The organism is Nibrella saemangeumensis, assembly GCF_039541915.1.
Lineage (GTDB): Bacteria > Bacteroidota > Bacteroidia > Cytophagales > Spirosomataceae > Nibrella > Nibrella saemangeumensis.
Genome location: NZ_BAABHD010000022.1, coordinates 17,218 through 39,091 on the forward strand (window position 1 = coordinate 17,218; position 21,874 = coordinate 39,091).

Annotated in this window: 10 protein-coding genes; 7 read left to right on the top strand and 3 right to left on the bottom strand. The window is 54.6% G+C overall.

Features of this window, described 5'->3' with window-relative positions:
- Positions 1 to 11: 11 nt before the first annotated feature.
- The 3 genes from ABD949_RS08110 to mdh all read right to left on the bottom strand — a co-directional run bounded on the left by ABD949_RS08110 (position 12) and on the right by mdh (position 5,872).
- Positions 12 to 2,174: a glycoside hydrolase family 31 protein gene (locus tag ABD949_RS08110; protein ID WP_345242368.1), complete on the bottom strand. Its 2,163-nt coding sequence runs from the start codon at positions 2,172 to 2,174 to the stop codon at positions 12 to 14.
- Between the two features lie 23 nt (positions 2,175 to 2,197).
- The gene (locus ABD949_RS08115) at positions 2,198 to 4,762 is read right to left on the bottom strand and encodes a glycoside hydrolase family 95 protein (protein WP_345242370.1); all 2,565 of its coding nucleotides are present in this window, start codon (positions 4,760 to 4,762) and stop codon (positions 2,198 to 2,200) included.
- Between the two features lie 174 nt (positions 4,763 to 4,936).
- A complete protein-coding gene (gene mdh, locus ABD949_RS08120; protein WP_345242372.1) occupies positions 4,937 to 5,872 on the bottom strand; it encodes a malate dehydrogenase in 936 nt (311 codons plus the stop codon).
- A 174-nt stretch (positions 5,873 to 6,046) separates the two neighbouring features.
- Here mdh and ABD949_RS08125 point away from each other — a divergent pair, with 174 nt between their 5' ends.
- The 7 genes from ABD949_RS08125 to ABD949_RS08155 all read left to right on the top strand — a co-directional run bounded on the left by ABD949_RS08125 (position 6,047) and on the right by ABD949_RS08155 (position 21,874).
- On the top strand, positions 6,047 to 6,478 hold the full coding sequence (locus ABD949_RS08125; protein ID WP_345242374.1) for a YkvA family protein: 432 nt from the start codon (positions 6,047 to 6,049) through the stop codon (positions 6,476 to 6,478).
- A gap of 69 nt (positions 6,479 to 6,547) precedes the next feature.
- The gene (gene tatA / locus ABD949_RS08130) at positions 6,548 to 6,748 is read left to right on the top strand and encodes a twin-arginine translocase TatA/TatE family subunit (RefSeq protein ID WP_345242376.1); all 201 of its coding nucleotides are present in this window, start codon (positions 6,548 to 6,550) and stop codon (positions 6,746 to 6,748) included.
- Between the two features lie 90 nt (positions 6,749 to 6,838).
- The gene (gene gatA, locus ABD949_RS08135; protein WP_345242378.1) at positions 6,839 to 8,254 is read left to right on the top strand and encodes an Asp-tRNA(Asn)/Glu-tRNA(Gln) amidotransferase subunit GatA; all 1,416 of its coding nucleotides are present in this window, start codon (positions 6,839 to 6,841) and stop codon (positions 8,252 to 8,254) included.
- A gap of 195 nt (positions 8,255 to 8,449) precedes the next feature.
- Positions 8,450 to 10,093 carry a lytic transglycosylase domain-containing protein gene (locus ABD949_RS08140; RefSeq protein ID WP_345242380.1) on the top strand — a complete coding sequence of 548 codons (1,644 nt, stop codon included), beginning with the start codon at positions 8,450 to 8,452 and terminating at the stop codon, positions 10,091 to 10,093.
- Between the two features lie 154 nt (positions 10,094 to 10,247).
- A complete protein-coding gene (gene ruvA / locus ABD949_RS08145; RefSeq protein ID WP_345242382.1) occupies positions 10,248 to 10,838 on the top strand; it encodes a Holliday junction branch migration protein RuvA in 591 nt (196 codons plus the stop codon).
- 326 nt (positions 10,839 to 11,164) lie between these two features.
- Positions 11,165 to 18,490 carry a T9SS outer membrane translocon Sov/SprA gene (gene sov / locus ABD949_RS08150; protein WP_345242921.1) on the top strand — a complete coding sequence of 2,442 codons (7,326 nt, stop codon included), beginning with the start codon at positions 11,165 to 11,167 and terminating at the stop codon, positions 18,488 to 18,490.
- A gap of 318 nt (positions 18,491 to 18,808) precedes the next feature.
- On the top strand, positions 18,809 to 21,874 hold the full coding sequence (locus tag ABD949_RS08155) for a SusC/RagA family TonB-linked outer membrane protein (protein WP_345242384.1): 3,066 nt from the start codon (positions 18,809 to 18,811) through the stop codon (positions 21,872 to 21,874).

Below are 21,874 nucleotides of genomic sequence, written 5' to 3' on the forward strand. Positions count from 1 at the left end.
TTTGGTCCTCGCTACTTCGTCATAAAGCGCCAGGTAATGTTGCCGATGGTGTTTGGTTTGCCTTTTTCGGCGGCCGAAACAGTTCCGGTCCACTGGCCGTTTTTCCCGCGTTCAGTCCGGATGGTACGCCAGCTAAACTGGCCTTTCTCGTAGTTGAAGGTTTCGCCATCGTCATCATAGAGCCGGTACTGACCGGCTTTTTCGCCATAATGCCGGATCTCCAGGTCTACTCTCTGGTCAGGTTTAGGTGCGTGCAACAGGGGCGGCATCATTGGAATGATACCGCCGTTTTTGACAAATACCGGAATCTTAGCCAATCCCGGTGTAACGGTAATGACTTCGCCATCACCTGCGTATTGGCCGGTGTAAAAGTCATACCACTTCCCTTTCGGCAGAATGACTTTGCGCGATGTCTGACCGGTAGACAGCGGAGCTACCAGCAGGTATTCGCCCGCCATGTACTGATCCTTAATCTCTTTGCTTATGGCTTCTACGTACGGATTTTCTTCCAGGCTGGCGGTTACAACTTCTTTTCTCACGTCGGTTTGAAAACCCGGTTCCAGATTCATCGCCCGGAACGGCGGGGTACCTTCAAAATGGTATCTGGCAAATTCAGTGTACCAGTACGGCATCATCTGCATCCGAAGCTGAGCAATCTCCCGCACCTGATCCGCTACCTCCGGAAACGACCACGGTTTGGTGCTGCTGGCCCAGGCATTGATCATCGCCATCGGCGAAAAACATACCGATTGAAACCGGCGCAGCCATTCTTCACTGGTCTTCGACGCTCGTACTTCCGGCGTCCAGAGTACCCCCGAAAAACTGCTGTTGATCAGGGCCGTGATAAAATCTTCGTGGCTGTAGTAGTCGTTGTAGATGACGTACGGCAGCGACGAGCTACCCGCGTTCGACGCCCGCGTCAAGCCGTAGGTGCGCTGGTTGCGCTTGCGGAACAGATCCGCACTTTGTTTCTGGACCAGCAGGCCATAGGTTTGTCGCATCTGTTCCGCGCTGATTCCTGACGGGAACGTAGCCACATCGGGCCAAAGGTAATAGTCGTACCCGTCGGTTTCGTCGATTTTGTAGCCACTAACGCCGATGCCGATATGCTCTTTATCGAACACGTTCCAGAATACCTCTTTAGCTTTAGGTATTGTAAGGTCGGGCACGGCACCAACCCAAACCGTATGGGAGCCGGTGTATGGGGCAATCTTTGGATACAGTTGGGCATCGGGTGAGACGTAAGGGTTGGTCCAGAGATTAATGCGAATGCCTTTATTGAGCATATCCTTAACGAAGGCTTCCGGTTGCGGGAATCGGGTCTTGTCCCACTCAAACGTGCAGGGGTACGACTTGCTTTGCCACCCGGGTTCTAGGCCGATGAAGTCAAGCGGGTACTTACGGGACTCAAATTCGGCAGCTTCCTTTTGTACGTCGTCGGCGGAGTAGAGACGGTGAACACGCTGCGTAAAGCCCAACCCCCAGCGGGGTGGCAGACAACCTCCACCGTTGAAGAGGTTGAACCGGCGCACGGCATCCAGCGGGGTTGGGCCACCAAATACGTAAAGTTCGACTCCTTCGGCCGGAACCAGCATCTCAACAGCATCGGAGTAGGGCCGCGCCGACCAGCGTTTGTCGGTATTCCGGTCCTGCGCCACGGGTGGGTTCTTGCTGTCTTTCCGGGCCGCCGTTCCCGCATACACCGTAATATACCGGGCCGAGTTGACAAACACGCCATACCCTTTGGAGGAAATATAAAACGGCACCGGCGCGTGCGTACGGCCATTGTCTTTGCCTCCGTAATGATCCACGTGCAGTTGCAGGATTTTACCCCGCTGGTGTACCGTCTGGAAATTCAGCCCAAAGCCAAACAGCTGCTCACCCCGGTCGAGGGGAAAACGCAGGTAGGTTTTGCCGTTTTCGATCCTGACCGAAATGTCATTCTGCACAAGCGGAAAACCAGTTTTGCCCAACCGGCCTATAGCGCTGACGTTGGGTTGTGATTCGGCCGCCGTTAACAGATTGTATGCCTCCGGTTTGCCCACGCTTAGTTTCCAGATACCAGGGGCGGTTTCTGTCCAGCTGAGTGACTGAGCCAATGCAGGCAATCCGCCTGTAAGAACAAGTAAAAAGGCAAGCGTTGTACGTATTGAAGCAAGAAAAAGATGTGTCATTGTTGGTCAGAAATAGATCATGGTTAGAGAGGGACAAGCGTATATTGCTTCCCTTTTTGCGTTGTAAAATCAATGACATGGCCATGCGCTAAGGGTACATCGATAAGTTTGGCCGACTGGTTCTGCTGAAAGACCAGCTTACCCGGAGTTGGTGTTAATGGGTTTGGGTTTGCTCCCTCTGCCGGGCGGTTGCTTACCTCCAGGACTTTTACCGGCACCGTAGTCCGGATGCGGCAGTTACCTCCGTTGCCTGACAGCACCGTGGCTCTGGCTAATTTTCCGTCTTTCCAGGTAAGGGCTACCTCAAAATTACCGCGTGCTTTCAGGCCGGTGACGGAGCCGGTGCGCCATTCATCAGGTAGGGCGGGCAGCAGGCTGAGTTCACCGGTATGGCTTTGCAGCAACATTTCGGTCATGCCGGCGGTGCCGCCGAAGTTACCGTCGATTTGGAAGGGTGGATGCGCATCGAAGAGGTTGGGGTAAGTACCGCCCCCCTTCTGTTCCTTCTTTTTAGGACCGATGTAGGTCAGACCGGCCCGTAAGATCGTATGGGCGTGATTACCGTCTTCCAGCCGCGCCCACCAGTTAATTTTCCAGGCCATCGACCAGCCGGTGCTGACGTCGCCCCGGTGGATCAGCGACTGTTTGGCGGCAGCCGCCAGTTCGGGCGTAAGCCGGGGACCTATCTGATGACCGGGGTGCAGCCCGAACAGGTGGGAGATGTGGCGATGCGTGTCTTTCGGATCGTCCCAGTCCCTGAACCATTCCTGCAATTGCCCATACTGCCCAATCTGATACGGGTACAACCGGGCGTTCGCTTTTTCAAGCCGGGTGCGGAAGGAGTCGTCGGTCTTTAATGCCTCAGATGCTTTGATACAAGCTGTAAAAATCTCCCGGCAAATAGCCATATCCATTGTTGAGGCCATACTAACCTCATACTCTTTTCCGCTGATCTTAACCGTGTTTTCCGGGGAGGTAGCCGGGTTGGTCATCAGACGACCCTGGTCGTCTTCCACCAGCCAGTTCAGCGCAAACTGAGCGGCTCCCTTCATCAGCGGATAAGCTTTATCCTGCAGGAACTGCCTGTCACCGGTAAAGAGGTAATGCTCCCAGAGATGCGTACCGAGCCAGGCTCCGGCCATCGGCCAGGCCGACCAGCGGGGATACCCCAGCGGGTCGGTGTCGTAGCCGCCGGTAGGCGAAGCTTTGGCCCAGATGTCGCTGTTGTGGTGGGCGCACCAGCCTTCGGTAATGCCATAGTTGGTCTGTGCAGTTCGGGCACCCGTCACGGCCAGGTTGCCGATAAAATCAAATAGGGGCTGGTGGCATTCCGACAGATTGGTGTTTTCGGCCAGCCAGTAGTTCATCTCCGTATTGATGTTGAGCGTGTAGTTGCTGCCCCAGGGCGGCTGAACAAGGTCGTTCCACATACCCTGTAAATTAGCGGGCGGGGAGCCGGGTCGGGAGCTGGCAATCAGCAGGTAGCGGCCATATTGATAATACAGGGCCTGCAATCCGTTGTCGGATGAACCGGTTTCCTGGCGCAGCAGCCGCTCGTCCGTCGGCAGGCTGGCCGTCTGTGGGTCACCGCCCAGGTTGAGGGTAACGCGCCGAAACAGGCGCTGGTAATCAGCTATGTGGGTCTTAATAAGTTGCGCAAAGCTTTTTTGCAGGGCTGCCTTCAGGTTGGCGGACGTTTCCAGCGATGGGTTCTTTCCCGCTAAGCCTGGCGATTGATCATATCCGCTGAAGCTGGTGCCTCCAGTCAGGTACAGGGTCACCGCATCAGCCCCTTGTATAGCCAGTTCATTTCCGTCTGCGTTTACCTGTCCGCCTTCGGCCTGTATGTGCAGCCGGATCTCAAAATTCATACCTTCACCCTGTGGACTTTCGGCGTACACCACCTGCTGCGGATCAGCCTTGCGGTGCGCTACGTACATAGGCGCTTTACCCGTTAGCACCAACAGGTTACCGGAAGGTGCTGTAACGGTATAACGGAGTTTGCTTTGCAGACCGGCTCTAAAGGTGATGCTTTTCTTTTTGTCGGCTGTCATCCGAACGACCATAACACGGTCCGGGTGACTGATAAAAGCCTCTCGTTGGTACGTTATGCCTCTCACCGTATAGCGGACCGTAGCTATGGCCTTGTTCAGGTTCAGGTCGCGGTAGTACGAGGTGGTCGTTGAATCGGCCAAGGGAAAGTCGAGGTAGAGGTCGCCCATCGGCAGATAACGGGCGGAGTAGGGACCCTGCATCTTTTTCCAGAGCGTTGCTGCCTGTTCGTAATCACCGGCCAAAACAGCTTTCCGAACCAGCGGTAGTACCTGCGGCCCGTTTGGGTTGTTGCCCGGCACCGGAGAGCCCGACCAGAGGGTATTGTCGTTCAGTTGATAGCGCTCCCGCTTCACGCGGCCAAACACCATCGCCCCGGTTTTGCCGTTTCCCAGCGGTAACGCTTCCTCCCAGATGCCGGCTGGCTGGTTATACCACAGCTTCAGATCTGCGTCACTGGTTGAGCTCTGGGTATGGGCTGGCTGCGCATTGAACCATAGAAAAGCAAAGAGCCAGCAGGGGATCAGGTGAGTCATGAAGGTTTTATAAAGGAAGACGGACGTCTTACCAGTATAAAGACGGCGCTTGCGGAAATATACACGGCTGGGTTGGAAAATTGTGGGACGGTTTCCGAATCGGTGCTGACCCGGACGAAAAACAAAAAGGAGCCAGCTGGCCCCTTTTGCACGATACATAAGAAGGTAACGTAATTACGCGTCCAGCGTCGCCAGCACATCGTTCATGTTGCGAACGGCATCGGCCGACTTGCTGAAAGTGGCTTTCTCCTCGTCATTCAGTTGAATGTCAACGATCTCTTCCCAGCCGTTGCGGCCGATTACCACCGGTACCCCCAGGCAAATGTCTGACTGACCGTATTCGCCTTCCAGGTAGACGCTGCACGGGAACACATGCTTCTGATTGCGGATGATGCTTTCCACCAGCACGGCTACGGCCGCACCCGGTGCGTACCAGGCCGAGGTTCCAATCAGTTTCGTCAGGGTTGCGCCACCGACCATGGTATCGGCGGCTACCTTCTGCAACTGTTCCTGGCTCAGGAACTGGCTGACCGGCACACCCATTCGGGTAGCCAGGCGCGTCAGCGGGATCATGGTTGTGTCGCCGTGACCACCCACGACCGTTGCGTGAATATCGTTCGGCGGGCAATCCATCGCCAGCGCCAGATACGTTTTAAAGCGGGCGCTGTCCAGAATACCACCCATGCCTATAATCCTGTTCTTGGGCAGCCCCGAGGCTTTCAGCGCCAGGTACGTCATGGTATCCATCGGGTTCGATACAATGATGATAATGGCCTCTGGTGAGTGTTTTAAAATGTTTTCCGTAACACCTTTTACAATGTTGGCGTTGGTACCGATGAGCTCTTCGCGGGTCATGCCGGGCTTACGTGGTAAGCCTGATGTAATCACTACGACATCCGAACCAGCCGTTTTGCCGTAATCATTGGTAGAGCCGGTAATTTTGGTATCGAAGCCCAGCAGGGTTGCGGTCTGGAGCATATCCAGCCCCTTGCCTTCGCTCAGGCCTTCTTTAATATCCAGCAGAACGACCTCTTCGGCCAGTTCCAGGCGGGCAATGTTATCGGCGCAGGTTGCTCCGACGGCACCAGCTCCTACAACGGTAATTTTCATACAATGAGGAATTATAGAGGTGAATACACGAAAACTAACGGGGCGTAAAATTAGGAAAGCCAGCCGTCAGAAACCAATTGATTTACAACCTCACCCTCAGATTTTTTGAAATATGGAAATATTTATCTGAAAATTATTGTTATAAAAATGCACCAACTAACTTTTACTCAATAGATGGCGAATAGTAAGCTGATTGCTCAGGTTTTAGCATCCATATTTTTTCGGCGGTCCAACGTGAAGGCTGCCCGGTATGCCCGGAACAGCCGCAGTTTGTTTGGACTTGTGCAGCAGGTTCTGACCAAAAGTAAAGGCCTGACCGGTAGTAACATACAGGATGTCAGAAACCATATTGCCTTGATGGCTCGTATGGTAAAAGCTTATGCATCGGGTGAGTACAAGAACATTCCCTGGAAGTCGCTGATCCGGATGATTGCGGTGCTGATCTATTTTGTGTCACCGCTGGATTTCATCCCCGACTTCCTGCCGATCATCGGCGTTACCGACGATATAGCGCTGGTTTTCTGGCTCGTTTCGGCAATGGGTACCGATATTGAGAAGTTCCGGCAGTGGGAAGAAAGTAGAAAGACTACTATTTCTATAGGCTAATCTTAAGCCGGTTTTAATAGTTAATTGCTGAATTGTTATTATTTTTGCATACTTATAAATTTCAAGATTATGAACGTTGCCTCCATTTTAGCATTTATGGGTTTGGGCGGACAGGAAATGCTTCTCATTTTCCTGGCGCTGTTGTTGTTCTTCGGCGCTAAGAAGCTGCCTGAACTGGCACGCGGTCTGGGTAAAGGTATCCGCGAATTCAAGGATGCTACCAAAGAAGTTCGCGATAACATCGAGGACGGGATTAAAGAGACGAAATAACATTGAGTTGTGATAAGCAGACAACTGAATACCTGACCGGGTATTCGGTTGTCTGTTTTTGTATTTAGTACCCGCCTAACTTTTCACCACATGCTATACCGCAGCTTTGCGGAGGTACAGTCGGCACTGGAGGCCGGCACCGCCACCTGCCGCCAGTTGGTTGATTATTATCTGTCCCGCATCGACGAACAGCGTTCGCTAAACGTTTTTACGGAGGTATACGCCGACGAAGCCCGGCAGCAGGCTGAGGTTGTAGACCAGAAGCGGGCGGCTGGCAAAGCCGGGCGACTGGCGGGTATGGTCATTGGCCTGAAAGATGTGCTGAGTTATGCCGGCCATGGTCTGCAGGCGGGTAGCCGGATTCTCGACGGGTTTACGGCGCAGTTCACCGCTACGGCGGTACAGCGGCTGCTCAACGAAGATGCCATCATCATCGGCCGGCAGAACTGCGATGAGTTTGCCATGGGCTCCTCCAACGAGAACTCAGCTTTTGGCCCTGTACGCAACGCGGCCAATCCGGAGCGGGTTCCGGGCGGATCATCGGGGGGCTCGGCGGTAGCGGTGCAGGCGGGTATGTGCCTGGCGTCAATCGGCTCCGATACCGGGGGCTCTGTGCGGCAGCCGGCCGCTTTCTGCGGGGTGGTAGGCCTGAAGCCTACGTATGGGCGGATCAGTCGCTATGGGCTGGTGGCCTACGCTTCTTCGTTTGACTGCATTGGTCCAATTACCCATACCGCCGATGATGCCGCGTTGCTGCTGGAAATTATGGCCGGCCCCGACGACTTCGACAGCACAGTCTCTTCTAAACCGGTCGAGTCTTACACCCAGGCAACACTTCCTGACCGCCCCCTGCGCATTGCTTACCTGCGCGACGGCGTAGAAAGCGAAGGTGTGGCGCCCGACATCCGGCAGGCTACCCAACAGCGGCTGGATAAACTCCGCAAAGCCGGACATAGCGTCGAGCCGGTCGACTTTTCGCTGCTCTCGTATCTGCTACCAACCTACTACATTCTGACCACCGCCGAAGCCAGTTCAAACCTGTCGCGCTTTGATGGGGTGCGGTACGGCTACCGGAGTACCGGGCCGGCCGCGACGGATCTGGAGTCGATGTATAAGAAGAGCCGGACGGAGGGTTTTGGTACGGAGGTCCGCAGACGAATTTTATTGGGAACATTTGCCCTCAGTGCCAGTTATTACGAAGCCTATTATACCAAGGCACAGCAGGTTAGGCGGTTGATACGCCAGGAAACAGAGCAGGTTTTTGCCCGCTACGATTTTCTGGTATCGCCTACTACCCCGTCGACGGCGTTTCGGCTGGGTGAGAAAACGGCCGATCCGCTGCAAATGTACTTAGCCGATATTTTTACGGTCCAGGCCAACGTGGCAGGTTACCCGGCGATCTCCGTTCCGAACGGTACCGATACCGACGGGTTGCCGATTGGGTTGCAGGTGATGGCTCCTCCGTTTCAGGAAGGAATGTTGTTGGCCCTGGCAAAAACGCTGTAATTTCTTGCGTCTAGTGATATTTTCCGGTAGATTTGGTGGTCTACTGAGGATGCACTTAACGCTGCGTTGCCTTTTTATTAGTGGTTTTCGACTAATTTATTGGATTTCAATACATAAGCAAACAGGAGATTACTGCGGGTGATCGCCGTATGCCATAGTGTGAGTAAAATTACTGACCATTCAACTATACAAAACATGTTCAACCCGAACCGTCGCCTGCGTAGCCTGAGGGGGGCGTGCATTGTAGGAGCGCTGTGTCTGCCCGTTTTGTCGCTGGTGAGCCAGTCTGCCTTCGGACAATTTCCCACCCGAATCGCTATTCCCGTTAAACTGGACACGACCTTGTATGGTGCCTCCGATGTGGCCGTCGAACTTGACTCCATCGCGGAGGTTTATACCGTGGATGGGTCGCTGGTAAAACCGCGTCTGAAACAGATTGAGAAGACGATACCGCTCACCTACAACGACATCATTCATAAATACATTGACATTTTTACGTACCGCAAGCCGCATTATACCAAACGGATGCTGGAGCGGATGGCGGTGTATTTTCCGCTGTACGAAAAGTACCTGGCCAAGTATGACCTGCCCGATGAGCTGAAATACCTCTCGATTGTGGAGTCGGCGCTGAACCCGCGGGCGGTATCGCATGCCGGTGCCGGTGGACTATGGCAGTTTATGCCCGCCACGGGCCGGGAGTTACGGCTGTCGCAGGACGAGTATGTTGATGAGCGGATGGACCCGGAAAAATCAACGGAAGCCGCCTGCCGCCATCTGAAGGGCCTCTACAGAATGTTTGGCGACTGGCATCTGGTGATGGCCGCTTACAATAGCGGGGCCGGCACGGTCAAGCGGGCGATGAGCCGCACGGGCGGCCGGTCGTTCTGGGACATCTACAATGCCCTGCCAAAAGAGACCCAGGGGTACGTGCCGATCTATATTGCTACCACCTATATGATGCATTACGCCCACGAGCATGGTCTGTTCGCGGAGCGTCCCGACCACCCGGTGCCGTTCGATACCATTCAGGTAAACAGCTACTTCTGCCTACAAACGTTTGCTAAAGAATGTGGGATGCCACTGGTTGAACTACAGCGGCTGAATCCGGCCATCACAACGGTGAATCTGCCGGAGTTTGCCCGGAATGTGGTGGTCCGTCTGCCGTCGAGTTATTACTATACCTTCCAGCAGAACCGGTCGGCCATACTGGATTCAGCCACACGGATGCCGGTTGAAACGGAGCATATGCTACTGGCCGAAGCGGAAGATCCCGACCGGGCGTCAGAAGCCTACGCGGCTCACTGGTTTGCCTATGCCCGGAACGTCGATGACAACGCGGCCATAATACCTGACGCTGTGCCGGTGGATGAGTTGCTGGCCGAAGAGGACGAGAAGCCTGCGGTAAAAGCAGAGAAGGTAACGGTCTGGAAAACCAAAAAGCAAACACACATCGTCCGGAAGGGCGAGACGCTGAGCCGTATTGCCAACCGCTACGATGTATCCGTCAGTGATCTGAAACGTTGGAACCGCCTGCGTTCTGCCAGCGTTCGGAAGGGTCAGGGCCTGGTCATTATCAGAGAGATAAAAGTTACCGAGACCCGTCTGGTTCAGGTGGAAGAAAAAGCTACCGCGCCGAAGCCTGTGGTAGAAAAGGTTGAAAAATCGAAAGTAGCCAAATCGATAACCAAGAAAATCAAACCTAAATACCATCAGGTACAGGCCGGTGATACCTTGTGGAGTATTGCTGAACGTTACGACCGGTCGGTCGAGCGGCTCAAGAAGCTGAACCACATCCGGGGTAACAAACTGCGTCGGGGACAGCGCCTGATTATTGGGTAAACCGCTCTTTCGGCTATCTTTTGCCTGTTCCTGTGCAGTGGATTAACTGCCGGTTAAATCTTGGACAAAACCCATGACAATAGACAAAAAGTCGTGGGTTTTTTGTATATTTACAGTCTTGTAACCAGTTCATAAAGAAGTTTCTACTGCCTTAATGATCGCTTATATTGACGGCAAACTGGCCTACAAAGAACCAACGATGGCGATAATCGATGTCGGTGGTGTAGGTTACGAAGTGCACATTTCTCTCCAGACATATTCGACATTACCCGGTGGCGGAGAGCGCTGCAAACTCTTTACGCACCAGCATATCCGGGAAGACAATCACACGCTGTTTGGGTTTGCGTCGGCCGACGAGAAATCCCTGTTCCTGGACCTGATCTCCGTCTCGGGAATCGGGCCGAATACGGCGTTGGGTATGCTGTCGTCGCTGACTCCGTCAGATTTGCGGCTGGCTATTCTGAGTGAAAACGTGCGGGCGGTGCAGGCTATTAAAGGCATTGGGGCTAAAACGGCCCAGCGGGTTATTCTGGAACTGAAGGATAAAATGAAAAAAGCGGGTATTGTGCCCGATGCACCTACCTACCGGCAGGGTGCGACCAATCCGGTTCGGGAAGAGGCTCTGGCGGCTCTGGTAGCCCTGGGTTTACCCCGGCCGGCCGCCGAGAAAAATCTGGACACCATCCTGAAGCGTGAAGGCGACCACCTGGGGGTCGAAGATCTGATACGTATGGCTTTACGGTAACTACCAGCCGGGTCGTTTGTTCAACGGCCCGGCTTTTGATTTATTAAACGGTCGAAAAAAAGCCCCTGTTTTACAGACTACAACCATGACATCGGCCGTTTGAAAGAAAGACTTGTGCGAAAGCCATTCTCACTAACCACCGATTTGAAGTACCCTGCATGGTGAATTTGTATACCGCCCGCAATCTTCATTCCTTACTGATCCGTTTACGTCAGGTGCGTAGACGAAAGGATGGGTTGTGGCAGTCTTTTTCCGCAGATCAACATCTTTGTCAATTTTCTACCCTTAGTGGTGTTTTATATTTCCTGTCGTTGGGTATTTTCCTGGTGGGTTTGTCAACCGAATCCCTGGCGCAGCGCACGCCACGCCGGACAGCCCCGTCGTCTACCACTGCTCAACCGGCGAACGCCCGGCAGGCTGCTGTTGATTCAGCGCGCCGGGTAGCGCAGGAACGGGCCGACAGCCTGCGGGCGGCCCGGAGTGCAGCTCGCCGACCCACGGTGAACTGGGTGGACCGTTACACCAGCCGATTTTCGTCCAAACTCCCCCGTTCTCCTTTTATCCTGCGTGATCCCCGTTCGGTAGCCACAGATATCCGGCTGGATTCGGCCAATCGCGTAACGGTGTATGAGCAGGTTCGGCCTGTCAATTCTATCCCCATGTCGCCTGGCGTGGCGACGCCCGGTGGTGCCACCGTCCCTCCCGGAACCAGACCGGCGGTGGGCGCAACCGGAGTGACTACGCCCGGCGTAGCGACGCCCGGTTCGTCTGTTACGCAGCCGGTTGGTGGCCCTGGCGCACCCGGTACGTACCTACCCCCGTCGACCTACGGATTGCCCTACCGTCCGGCCGAGACCATGCCGTTTTCAACGTATGAGCAGCTTCAGAACCAGCGGGTTCGTCAGAATATCTGGCGGGAGTACAGCGGCCGTCGCGACGGGCAAAGTGCCATGAGCGGTCGCGGCCTGATGCCCAAGCTCGACCTGCCGCCGGCCATCGACCGCATCTTTGGGGGTAACCTGGTCGATTTTCTGCCCAATGGCTTTGTAATGCTGGATTTTGGTTACCTCCACCAGTTTATCGACAACCCCACCATTCCGGTACGGCTGCGTCGTCAGGGTAACTTCATGTTCAACGAGCAGATCAGCATCAACTTCAACGGCAAGATCGGTGAGAAGCTGGGGATGCTGACTAACTTCGATACGAAAGCCTCGTTTAACTTCGAGAATGCCCTGCGGCTGAACTACAAAACGAACGAGGAAAATATTATTCAGAAGATTGAGGCCGGTAACCTGAGCTGGCCGATCAACAGCCAGTTGATCCCCGGCGTTCAGAACCTGTTTGGTCTTAAAACCCAGTTGAAATTTGGCCGGCTGAATGCTACCGTGGTTGCGTCACAGCAGCGTTCCAAACAGGAGAGTATTGTGCTGCGGGGTGGAGCCATGAGTCGCCAGTACGAAATCCGGGCCGATCAGTACGACGAAAACCGCCACTTCTTCCTGGCGCATTTCTTCCGCAACAATTACGAGCGGGCGCTGAAAAATCTGCCGGTGATTATGTCGGGGGTGACCATCACGCGCCTTGAAGTATACGTAACCAATCGCACCAATACCACGGCTACCCTGCGTAACATTGTGGGTTTTGCCGACTTGGGTGAGAGTAACCCGAACAATCGCAGCAATCCGAACCTCCAGCCAATTGTGGCTAATGCGCCGGCGGGCAATAACGCCAACGGCCTCTACGAACGGGCCAGGGCTAATCAGAACCTGCGGCAGGTAGACCGCACCTCGGCTGAGCTGGAGAGCAGCTTCGGCTTTGCCAAAGGCATTGACTACGATCTGCTACGGGGGGCCAAGCGGTTGTCGGAAACCGAATACAAATTCCAGCCGGAACTCGGGTATATCTCGCTCGTAACCCCGTTGCGCAACGACGAAGTGCTGGCGGTAGCCTACGAATATACCTACCAGGGCCGACGGTATCAGGTGGGTGAACTGACCGAAGATTACCAGAACCGGAACGACGATGAGGTGCTGTTCCTGAAGTTGCTGAAGTCGGCTACCATCCGGAACAATATTCAACTGCCGATGTGGGACCTGATGATGAAAAACATCTATTCCCTCAACACCACACAGCTCAACCGCCAGGGCTTTCAGCTCCGCATTCTGTACAAAGATGACCTGACAGGTATCGACAACCCGAACCTTCAGGAAGGCCGCCGGTTGCAGAACCGGCCGCTGGTGCAGGTATTCAACATGGACCAGCTTAATCAGCAGCTGGACAAACAACCCGACGGTAACTTCGATTTTGTGGAGAACGTAACGGTGGACCCTCGCTACGGACGGGTTATTTTTCCGGTGCTGGAGCCATTCGGGTCGTACCTCGACCGGCAGTTTGATGCCGACGAGGAAGCGTTGAAGTCGAAGTATGTTTTTCCGCAGTTGTACCGGCTGACGCAGGCAGATGCTATTCAGGTAGCGGATAAGAACAAGTTCTTCCTGCGGGGTACGTTCCAGTCGGCGACCGGCCAGGAGGTAACGCTGCCCTATGGGGTGAATGAAAACTCCGTGCAGGTAACGGCGGGCGGGGTTCCGCTGATGGCCGGCCAGGATTATGTATTGGAGGCCCAGATTGGTCGCCTGCGGATCATCAACGAGGGCGTTATCAATTCCGGCCGCGAAATCCGGATTACGTATGAGCGCCCTGACCTGTTCCAGAACCAGATCCGGACGCTGTTTGGTACGCGACTGGATTACCAACTTAGCCCCGACATTAACCTCGGTATGACGGCCATGCGGCTCCGCGAAACGCCAGCCGGTTTTCTGACGCGGGTAGCTATAGGCAACGAGCCGGTCAATAATACCATCATCGGCCTCGACGCCAACATCCGCAAGGAGTCGCGGGCACTGACGCGTTTCCTCGACCGGTTGCCGCTGCTGCAAACCAAAGAGGTATCAACCGTCCATTTCCAAGGGGAAGTCGCCCAACTGTTTCCGAGCGTGGCACCCAGGGTGAACAACAACGCGTTTATCGACGATTTCGAAGCGGCACGCACCATTTTTGACCTGACGCGTCAGCCGACTCGCTGGCGGCTTGGGGCTACCCCGCAGCAGTTTCCGCAGGGCTCGTTCCAGAGCCCGCTGGAGTATGCTTACAACCGCGCCCGGATATCCGTGTACTCTGTTGACCAGACCATTTACGGCCAGGGTACCGGCCTTCGTACGGTAGATATTAATCTGTCGACCGATGATAAGCAAAACTATTACGAGCGCTATTTTCTGCCGCAGCAACTCTTCCCCGGCCGCTCGGTCCGGCAGATTCAGTTGCCCGAAAACGTGCTGGATGTCGCTTACTTCCCCAGTGAGCGTGGTATGTATAATTTTAACCCGAACCTGACTACAGACGGGCGGTTACTGAATCCCCGGCGGAACTTTGGGGCGGTAACCAGGGCTATTACCTCCGATATTGACTTTGACAATGCCAACATCGAGAACATTACCTTCTGGATGATGGATCCCTTTATTGGTGGGGAGCGGGGTAAGGTGCGGGCTAATCCGGACGATTCCAAAAACAAGCCGAACACAACAGGGGGAAAACTGCTCTTTAACCTCGGCGATATTTCGGAAGATGTGGTCAAGGATGGTCGTTTCAATTTCGAAAACGGATTGCCGCTGGAGAACGGCACCCGTGAGCGGGGTACCGACACAACCGCCTGGGGCCGTGTTACCCGTCAGCAGTTTATTACTAATGCCTTTACCAACCAGCCCGGTGCCCGCGAAAAACAGGATGTCGGTCTGGACGGTTTGAGTAACGTCGACGAACGACGCTTTTTCAATGACTACCTGAACGCCATCCGACCACGGGTAAGCGGGGAGGCTTTTGATGAGATTGCCAGTGACCCGGCCAACGATGACTTCCAGTTCTATTTAGGCCCGGCGGCAGACTCGGCCAAATACATCGTAGCCCGCTACAAACGGTTTATGGGTATGGAAGGTAACTCGCCCGAAAACGATAGCCGCGATCAGTTCCTGACGCCAGCCTCAACCAACATTCCAGATATTGAGGACCTGAACATAGACAACACCGTCAACGATAACGAAGCTTATTACGAATATGAAGTAGACCTGCGTCCGGGCCGGCTGGAGGTAGGGCAGGGCTATATTATTGATAAAGTGGTGGCCGACGGAGCTACATGGTACCTGTTCCGGATTCCGGTGCGGGAAGCGGCCCGGAAGGTCGGTAACATCAACGGCTTTAAGTCGATCCGGTTTATGCGGATGTACCTGACCGATTTTGAGGAACCGGTGGTCCTGCGGTTTGCGCAGTTGCAGATGGAAGCCAACCAGTATCGCAAGTATACCGGCGATCTCTCGGCCCGTGGTCTGCAGGAAGTACCGGAGCCTTACGATGCCAAGTTTACGGTATCGACGGTGAACATCGAAGAAAACAGCCAGACGAATACCAACAAGTTTGTCTATACGGTGCCGCCGGGTTTTCAGCGCGACCGCGATTTCACCCAGTTGAACAATGTGGAGCTGAATGAGCAGTCGATGAGCCTCTGCGTAACCGGCCTGCGCGACGGTGATTCACGGGCTGCTTTCCGGAATACAAATTTCGATTTTCTGTTCCGTAAGCGGCTGCGGATGTTTATTCATATGCATCCGAACGATCAGCCTGTTACCAGTCAGGTGTCGGCGTTCATCCGCGTTGGTACCGATTTTACCGATAATTACTACGAGATAGAAATTTCGAACCTGCGGCAAACGCCTGAGCGGGTCAACGATCCGCTGGCGGTGTGGCCGACCGAGAATGAACTGGATCTCGCCATTGAGGAACTAATCAACCTCAAAGCCGAGCGTAACCGGCAGTTTAGCCGGTCGTATACCCTGCCGTTTGCGCTTCAGTCGCTGGATGGCCGCTACCGGCTGACGGTGGTGGGGAATCCAGACCTGAGTTCGGTGCAGACCATTATGATCGGGGTGCGAAATCCGAAATCAGCCGATGAGCAGGCGCAGAGCTTCTGTATCTGGGTGAACGAGTTTCGGGCGTCGGGCTTCGACCAGACCGCCGGCAATGCCGCCGTGGGATCGGTCAATGCCAAGCTGGCCGACTTTGCGACGGTAACGGCTTCGGGACGGTATACCTCGTTCGGCTTCGGTGGAGTGCAGACCAAGGTAGGGGATAGAACCCGCGAGAGTACCACTGAATTCGGGGTGTCGTCGGCTGTGGCTGTAGATAAACTGCTACCGGAGAAATGGGGATTACGGATTCCTGTGTACCTGAACTATGATAACCGGAAGGTGACCCCGCACTTCAACCCGCTCGACCCGGATACCCCCCTACAGACCTCCTTATCTACATTTGCCGAGGGGGACGAACGAGCCCGGTACCGACGATTGGTGGAAGAAAACAGCGTTCGGAAGGGCATCAACTTCTCGAACGTGCGGAAGGTGCGGCTGAACTCCAACGGTAAAACGCACTTCTGGGATGTCGAAAACTTTGCCTTATCCTACGCGTTCAACGAGGCCCGCCGGACCAACATCCTGACCGACGAGTATACCCAGCGGCAGATTCGGGGGAGCATTGCCTATACCTACAGCAGTCAGCCCAAACCATTTGAGCCGTTTAAGAACGTCAAAAGCCTGGAGCGTAGTTACCTGCTCTGGCTCAAAGACTTTAACCTAACGCTGCTACCGACGCTGGTATCCATCCGGACCGACATAGACCGCAACTACGTGAAGACCCAGTTGCGCAACTCGGAACTGACCACGGCCGGAATCGCGCCGATGTTTGAAAAGTACTTCCTGTTCAACCGGTACTACGACCTGACCTGGAACCTGACCCGCAACCTGCTGGTGACGTACAAGGCCGTAGCCAACTCCATCATTGACGAACCGTTCGGGGAAATCAACACCGAGGCCAAGCAGGATTCGGTCTGGCGGAGTGTTCAGCAACTGGGCCGGATGAAGAACTACCTGCAGGAGATAAACACGACGTACCGGATACCATTCGACAAGTTCTCGCTGCTCGACTGGATTCAGGCGGACGCCAACTACCGCGTCGGCTACCAGTTTCAGGCCAACTCGTACGGCATCACCGACACGCTGGCGGTTCCGTTTGGTAACGTGTTGCGCAACAACCGGGAACGGGGGGTGACGGGGCGCGTAGACTTTGTCAGGCTGTATAACAAGATCCGGTACCTGCGCTTTGCCAACACGCCATCGCCGGTAAAGAAGAACTTTGCCCGCAGCCCCGGTGACATCGAAGAGATTGAGCGGCAGGAGAGTAAACTGCTGAAGAACTTTACGCGGGCGCTGCTGACGGTGCGGGGGATCAACTTTACCTATACTATTCAGGAGGCTACCATCCTCCCCGGCTTCCTGCGAACGCCCGGCTTCTTCGGCCTCGACCGGGCGGGTAACGCGCCGGGGCTGCCGTTCGTACTCGGCGATCAGGACAGGCGTTTTCATTATAAAGCCGCTGAGCGGGGCTGGCTGTCGCCAAGTACGGTGCAGAACGCGCCCTTTACACAGAGTATAGCCAAGACCTTCAATGCCCGCACCACGCTGGAGCCGTTCAAGGATTTCCGGATGCAGATTGAGGCCCGGCTGACGCGCTCCGACAACTACCAGGAGTTCTACCGCCCCGGCCTTCCGGGTGGGGAGTTCGAGAGCCAGAGTCCGGTACGCAACGGTCAGTTCAGTATGTCGTTCCTGTCGTTCCGCACGGCTTTTACCAAACTGCGGAGGGATAATACGTCGCCGACCTTTGAGAAACTGGAGGAGTACCGTGCACTCATTCTCGAACGGGTGAGAGCCAGAAACACGAATCCGGGCGGAGAATACAACAAGAACTCACAGGATGTGCTGATACCGGCCTTTTTTGCTGCCTACAGTGGCGAAGATCCGCAGAAAACCAGTCTGTCGCCCTTTTATAATTTCCCCTTACCGAATTGGCGTGTTGACTACAACGGTTTGTCGAACCTGCCGTTCTTCAAGCGGTGGTTCAGTTCGGTCACGCTGGCGCATAGCTACAACTCCACCTACAGCGTGGGTAACTTTGTTTCGTCGCTGGAGTATAACGCCCAGTATGTAAACCTGGCCGTCACCGGCTATCCACCGTCGGTCTTTTTCAACCCGCAGGGTAATTATATACCGGTGTTTATCATGAGCACCATTACGATGTCGGAGCGGTTTGCACCATTAATTGGGGTGCAGTTTCAGACGCGGAGCCGCATCAGCGGCCGGCTGGAGTACAACCAGGACCGAAACGTAGCCCTGAGCTTATCGAACTCGCAGGTAGCCGAACTCACTAATAAAGATCTGACAGCTACGGTCGGCTTTACGCGCAACAACATCCGGGTACCATTCCGGATCAACGGCGCATACCGCAAGCTCAAGAATGATCTGACGTTCAGCTGCAGCCTCACCCTGCGCGATACCCGCGCCATTCAGCGCAAGCTGGATGCCGAGCAGATTATTACCGCCGGCAACGTCAACTTCCAACTGCGGCCGCAGGTGAGCTACATCGTGAGCCGTCGGGTCAACCTGAACTTTTATTTCGACCGGACCTTTAACGACCCGCTCGTCTCTAACTCCTTCCGCCGGGCCACCACCGCCGGGGGGGTGCAGCTGAAATTCAATCTGGCTGACTGATAGCCGGGCCAGCCTTATCGGGTACAGCCATCCGGCCCGTGCGACGCCACCCCGTGGCGGACACCGGCCGGATGGCTTTTGTGTTTTTCTGCCGGTATCCCGCCCTGGGCTATAAGCTGGTCAAGTTTTCTAACGCGCTCTTTCTCACTTTTTAAGCTATTTTATTTGCTTTCTATTCGCTGCAATGTACATTTGTTGGGTGCCTATTTTAATGCAATTTTATCCTTATATTATCACCTTTCACTACAAACCCTTTATTCTATGATGCAAGCTTTACAAAAGCGGTACACAGGTTTTGTACCGCTAAGAGCCTTCCTTATGATGTTGCTCGTCGTTCTGGCGGGAACTGTTTTTGCCCAACAACCTGTATCAGGTACTGTAAAAAATGAAGCCGGCGATGGTCTGCCCGGCGTAAACGTAGTAGAGAAAGGAACGAACCACGGAACAACAACCGACAAAGATGGCCGGTTTTCGCTGACGGTAGGCCGTCAGGCTACACTAGTGTTCAGCTACATCGGGTTTGTCCGGCAGGAGATTGCCGTAGGCGGCCGATCAAGCATTAATGTCCAGTTGATGGCCGACGAGCAGTCACTCAGTGAGGTGGTGGTAGTTGGTTACGGTACGCAGAAGAAGTCGTCATTGACGGGTGCCGTATCGTCGGTGGCCCCCAAAGATTTGCGGGCATTGCCGGTCATCAGTCCTACCCAGGCGTTACAGGGCCGGGTGCCGGGTGTTTCGGTTACCAACAACAGTAGTCCCGGTAGCGAGCCGGTTGTGCGCATCCGGGGTGTCGGCTCTATCAGTTTGAACCCGAACCCGCTCTACGTGATAGACGGTGTGCCCTCAGGTGGCCTGAACAACCTGGACCCTAAAGACATTGAATCCCTGGAAGTGTTGAAAGATGCGAGCGCTGCGGCTATCTACGGTTCGCGGGCGGCCAACGGGGTTATCCTGATCACCACCAAGAAAGGATCCACAAACGGTAAACTGACCGTTAATGTTGATGCCTACTACGGCTCACAGTCAGCCTGGCGGAAACTGGACCTGCTGAACCGTGACCAGTACATCCAGTATGGTACAGCACTGCTGACGGCATCGGGGCAGCCGGTTCCGGGCCGATTCAATAACCTGAATACGCCTATCTACGACGGTGCTACGCAGACCTTTGCCCAGACCGACACCGACTGGCAGGATGTGATGTTCCGGGCGGCACCGATTACCGATAACCAGATCTCTATCTCGGGCGGTAACGCTATGTCGCGGTTCTACACCTCGGCGGGTTACTTTAAGCAGGACGGTATTATGCCGTTCACCAACTACAACCGGCAGAGCTTCCGCATCAACTCCGACCATAAGATCAGCAAGTTTTTAACTATTGGTCAGACCCTGCTGGCGGCCACGGACTACCGGCGGCTGGAGCGCGACGGAGGAGGCCGAAGCCTGATCATGAACACAATGCGGATGACTCCGTACTGGCCCGTACGGGACCCGACAAAGATTGGTGGGTTCAGTACCACCGCCCAGGGTCTGGATGCTACCGACCCGGAGAACCCGCTGCGGGTAGCCGAGCAGGAGATGCAGTTCAAGACCGATCGCGGGGTTAAATTATTAGGAACCATCTTTGCGGAAGTACGCTTCACCGATTTCCTTCGCTACCGGTTCAATTTCGGTGGTGATTTTGCTTACTCCCGTTACAACGGCTTCGATCCGATTTACAACGACGGTAACCGCAGCCGCTTAATTGCGGGTGTGAACGAAAACCGCAGTGAGTATTTCTCAACCGTGCTGACCAACCAGTTGACCTTTGAGAAAACGTTCGGCAAGCATTATGTGAACGCCACAGCCGTTGCTGAGCAGCAGAACAGCACCTCCCGGAGTCTGAGTGCCAGTGGGCAGCGCCCCGATAATAACATTCTGGTTATCCAGGGGGTATCCAACCCGAATGGTAGCAGCAGCAAGAATGAAAATTCGCTGATCTCGTACGTGGGTCGTCTGAACTACGAATTCGGTGGTCGTTACCTGATCGGGGCGTCTATCCGGCGCGACGGCTCCTCGAAGTTTGCCCCTGATCGCAAGTGGGGTACATTCCCGGCAATTTCGGCAGGCTGGCGCATCAGCGAAGAAAGCTTTATGCAGAATGTCCGGTCTATCTCGGAATTAAAAATACGGGGTAGTTACGGCCAGACCGGCTACAACGCCATCGGTGATTACGACTGGCAGCCTTTGATTCAGGCGAACGCCACCATTTATCCGTTTGGGAACCAGACCCAGCTGGGTTCTTTTTTCAACCGGTTGGGTAACAGCAACCTGAGCTGGGAGGTGACTACCATGTCGAACATTGGTATCGATGCGTCGCTGCTGAACAACAAAATTACCCTAACCGCTGAGGTATATAACCGCCAGACCGATGGCCTGCTGCTGAGCGTACCCCTGCCAGAGTCGATGGGCTACTCGGCAAGTCCGCTGGCCAACGTAGGCAGCATGCGCAACCGGGGCTTCGAATTGTCGGCGGGTTACAACCATTCCGGCAAAAACTTCAACTGGAACCTGACCGGGATGTTTGATATGACCCGGAACAAGGTGCTGGGCCTGGCTACGCCGAATGCCACCATCAACTCTGGTAATAACGCTGACTTTGGCGGGTTCGACATAACGCGGACACAGGTGGGTCAACCCATTCAGTCGTTTTACGGCTGGGTGGTCGATGGTATCTTCCAGAGCAAGGAAGATGTGGAGAAGTATAACGCTATCGACGGTGATGCCAAGACCTTCTACCAGAACGATAAGACATCACCGGGTGATATCCGGTTCCGCGACCTGGACGGCAACGGCAAGATCGACGCCAACGATCGGCAGTTCCTGGGCAGCTTTATTCCCAAGTTCAGCTACGGCCTGAACTGGGGCGGAACGTATCGGAACTTCGACTTTACCATGTTCTTCCAGGGTGTACAAGGCAACAAGATCTACAATGGTACCAAAGTAATTGGTCAGGGTATGCTGCGGTTGTTCAACGCCAGCACCGATGTGCTGCAGGCATGGACCCCTCAGAATACAAACACCGATGTGCCCAGAGCCATTAGTGGTGATCCGAACCAGAACTCCCGGACCTCCGACCGGTTCCTGGAAGACGGCTCCTACCTGCGCCTGAAGAACTTCAGCATCGGTTATACCATTCCGGCAGCTACCATCGGCAAGCTGACGGGTAACGTGGTCAGCCGGACACGCGTGTACGTGTCGAGCCAGAACCTGCTGACCTTTACCAAGTACACCGGTTACGATCCCGAGGTATCATCGAAGAATTACAACCTGCTGAACAATGGTATCGACTATGCTCAGTACCCACAGGCTCGGACGATCATGGTGGGACTAAACCTTAGCTTTTAA

Bases quoted from the DNA above. Each gene is read 5' to 3' on its own strand.
- ABD949_RS08110 (WP_345242368.1), bottom strand. From the start codon at position 2,174: ATGACACATCTTTTTCTTGCTTCAATACGTACAACGCTTGCCTTTTTA.
- ABD949_RS08115 (WP_345242370.1), bottom strand. From the start codon at position 4,762: ATGACTCACCTGATCCCCTGCTGGCTCTTTGCTTTTCTATGGTTCAAT.
- mdh (WP_345242372.1), bottom strand. From the start codon at position 5,872: ATGAAAATTACCGTTGTAGGAGCTGGTGCCGTCGGAGCAACCTGCGCC.
- ABD949_RS08125 (WP_345242374.1), top strand. From the start codon at position 6,047: ATGGCGAATAGTAAGCTGATTGCTCAGGTTTTAGCATCCATATTTTTT.
- tatA (WP_345242376.1), top strand. From the start codon at position 6,548: ATGAACGTTGCCTCCATTTTAGCATTTATGGGTTTGGGCGGACAGGAA.
- gatA (WP_345242378.1), top strand. From the start codon at position 6,839: ATGCTATACCGCAGCTTTGCGGAGGTACAGTCGGCACTGGAGGCCGGC.
- ABD949_RS08140 (WP_345242380.1), top strand. From the start codon at position 8,450: ATGTTCAACCCGAACCGTCGCCTGCGTAGCCTGAGGGGGGCGTGCATT.
- ruvA (WP_345242382.1), top strand. From the start codon at position 10,248: ATGATCGCTTATATTGACGGCAAACTGGCCTACAAAGAACCAACGATG.
- ABD949_RS08155 (WP_345242384.1), top strand. From the start codon at position 18,809: ATGATGTTGCTCGTCGTTCTGGCGGGAACTGTTTTTGCCCAACAACCT.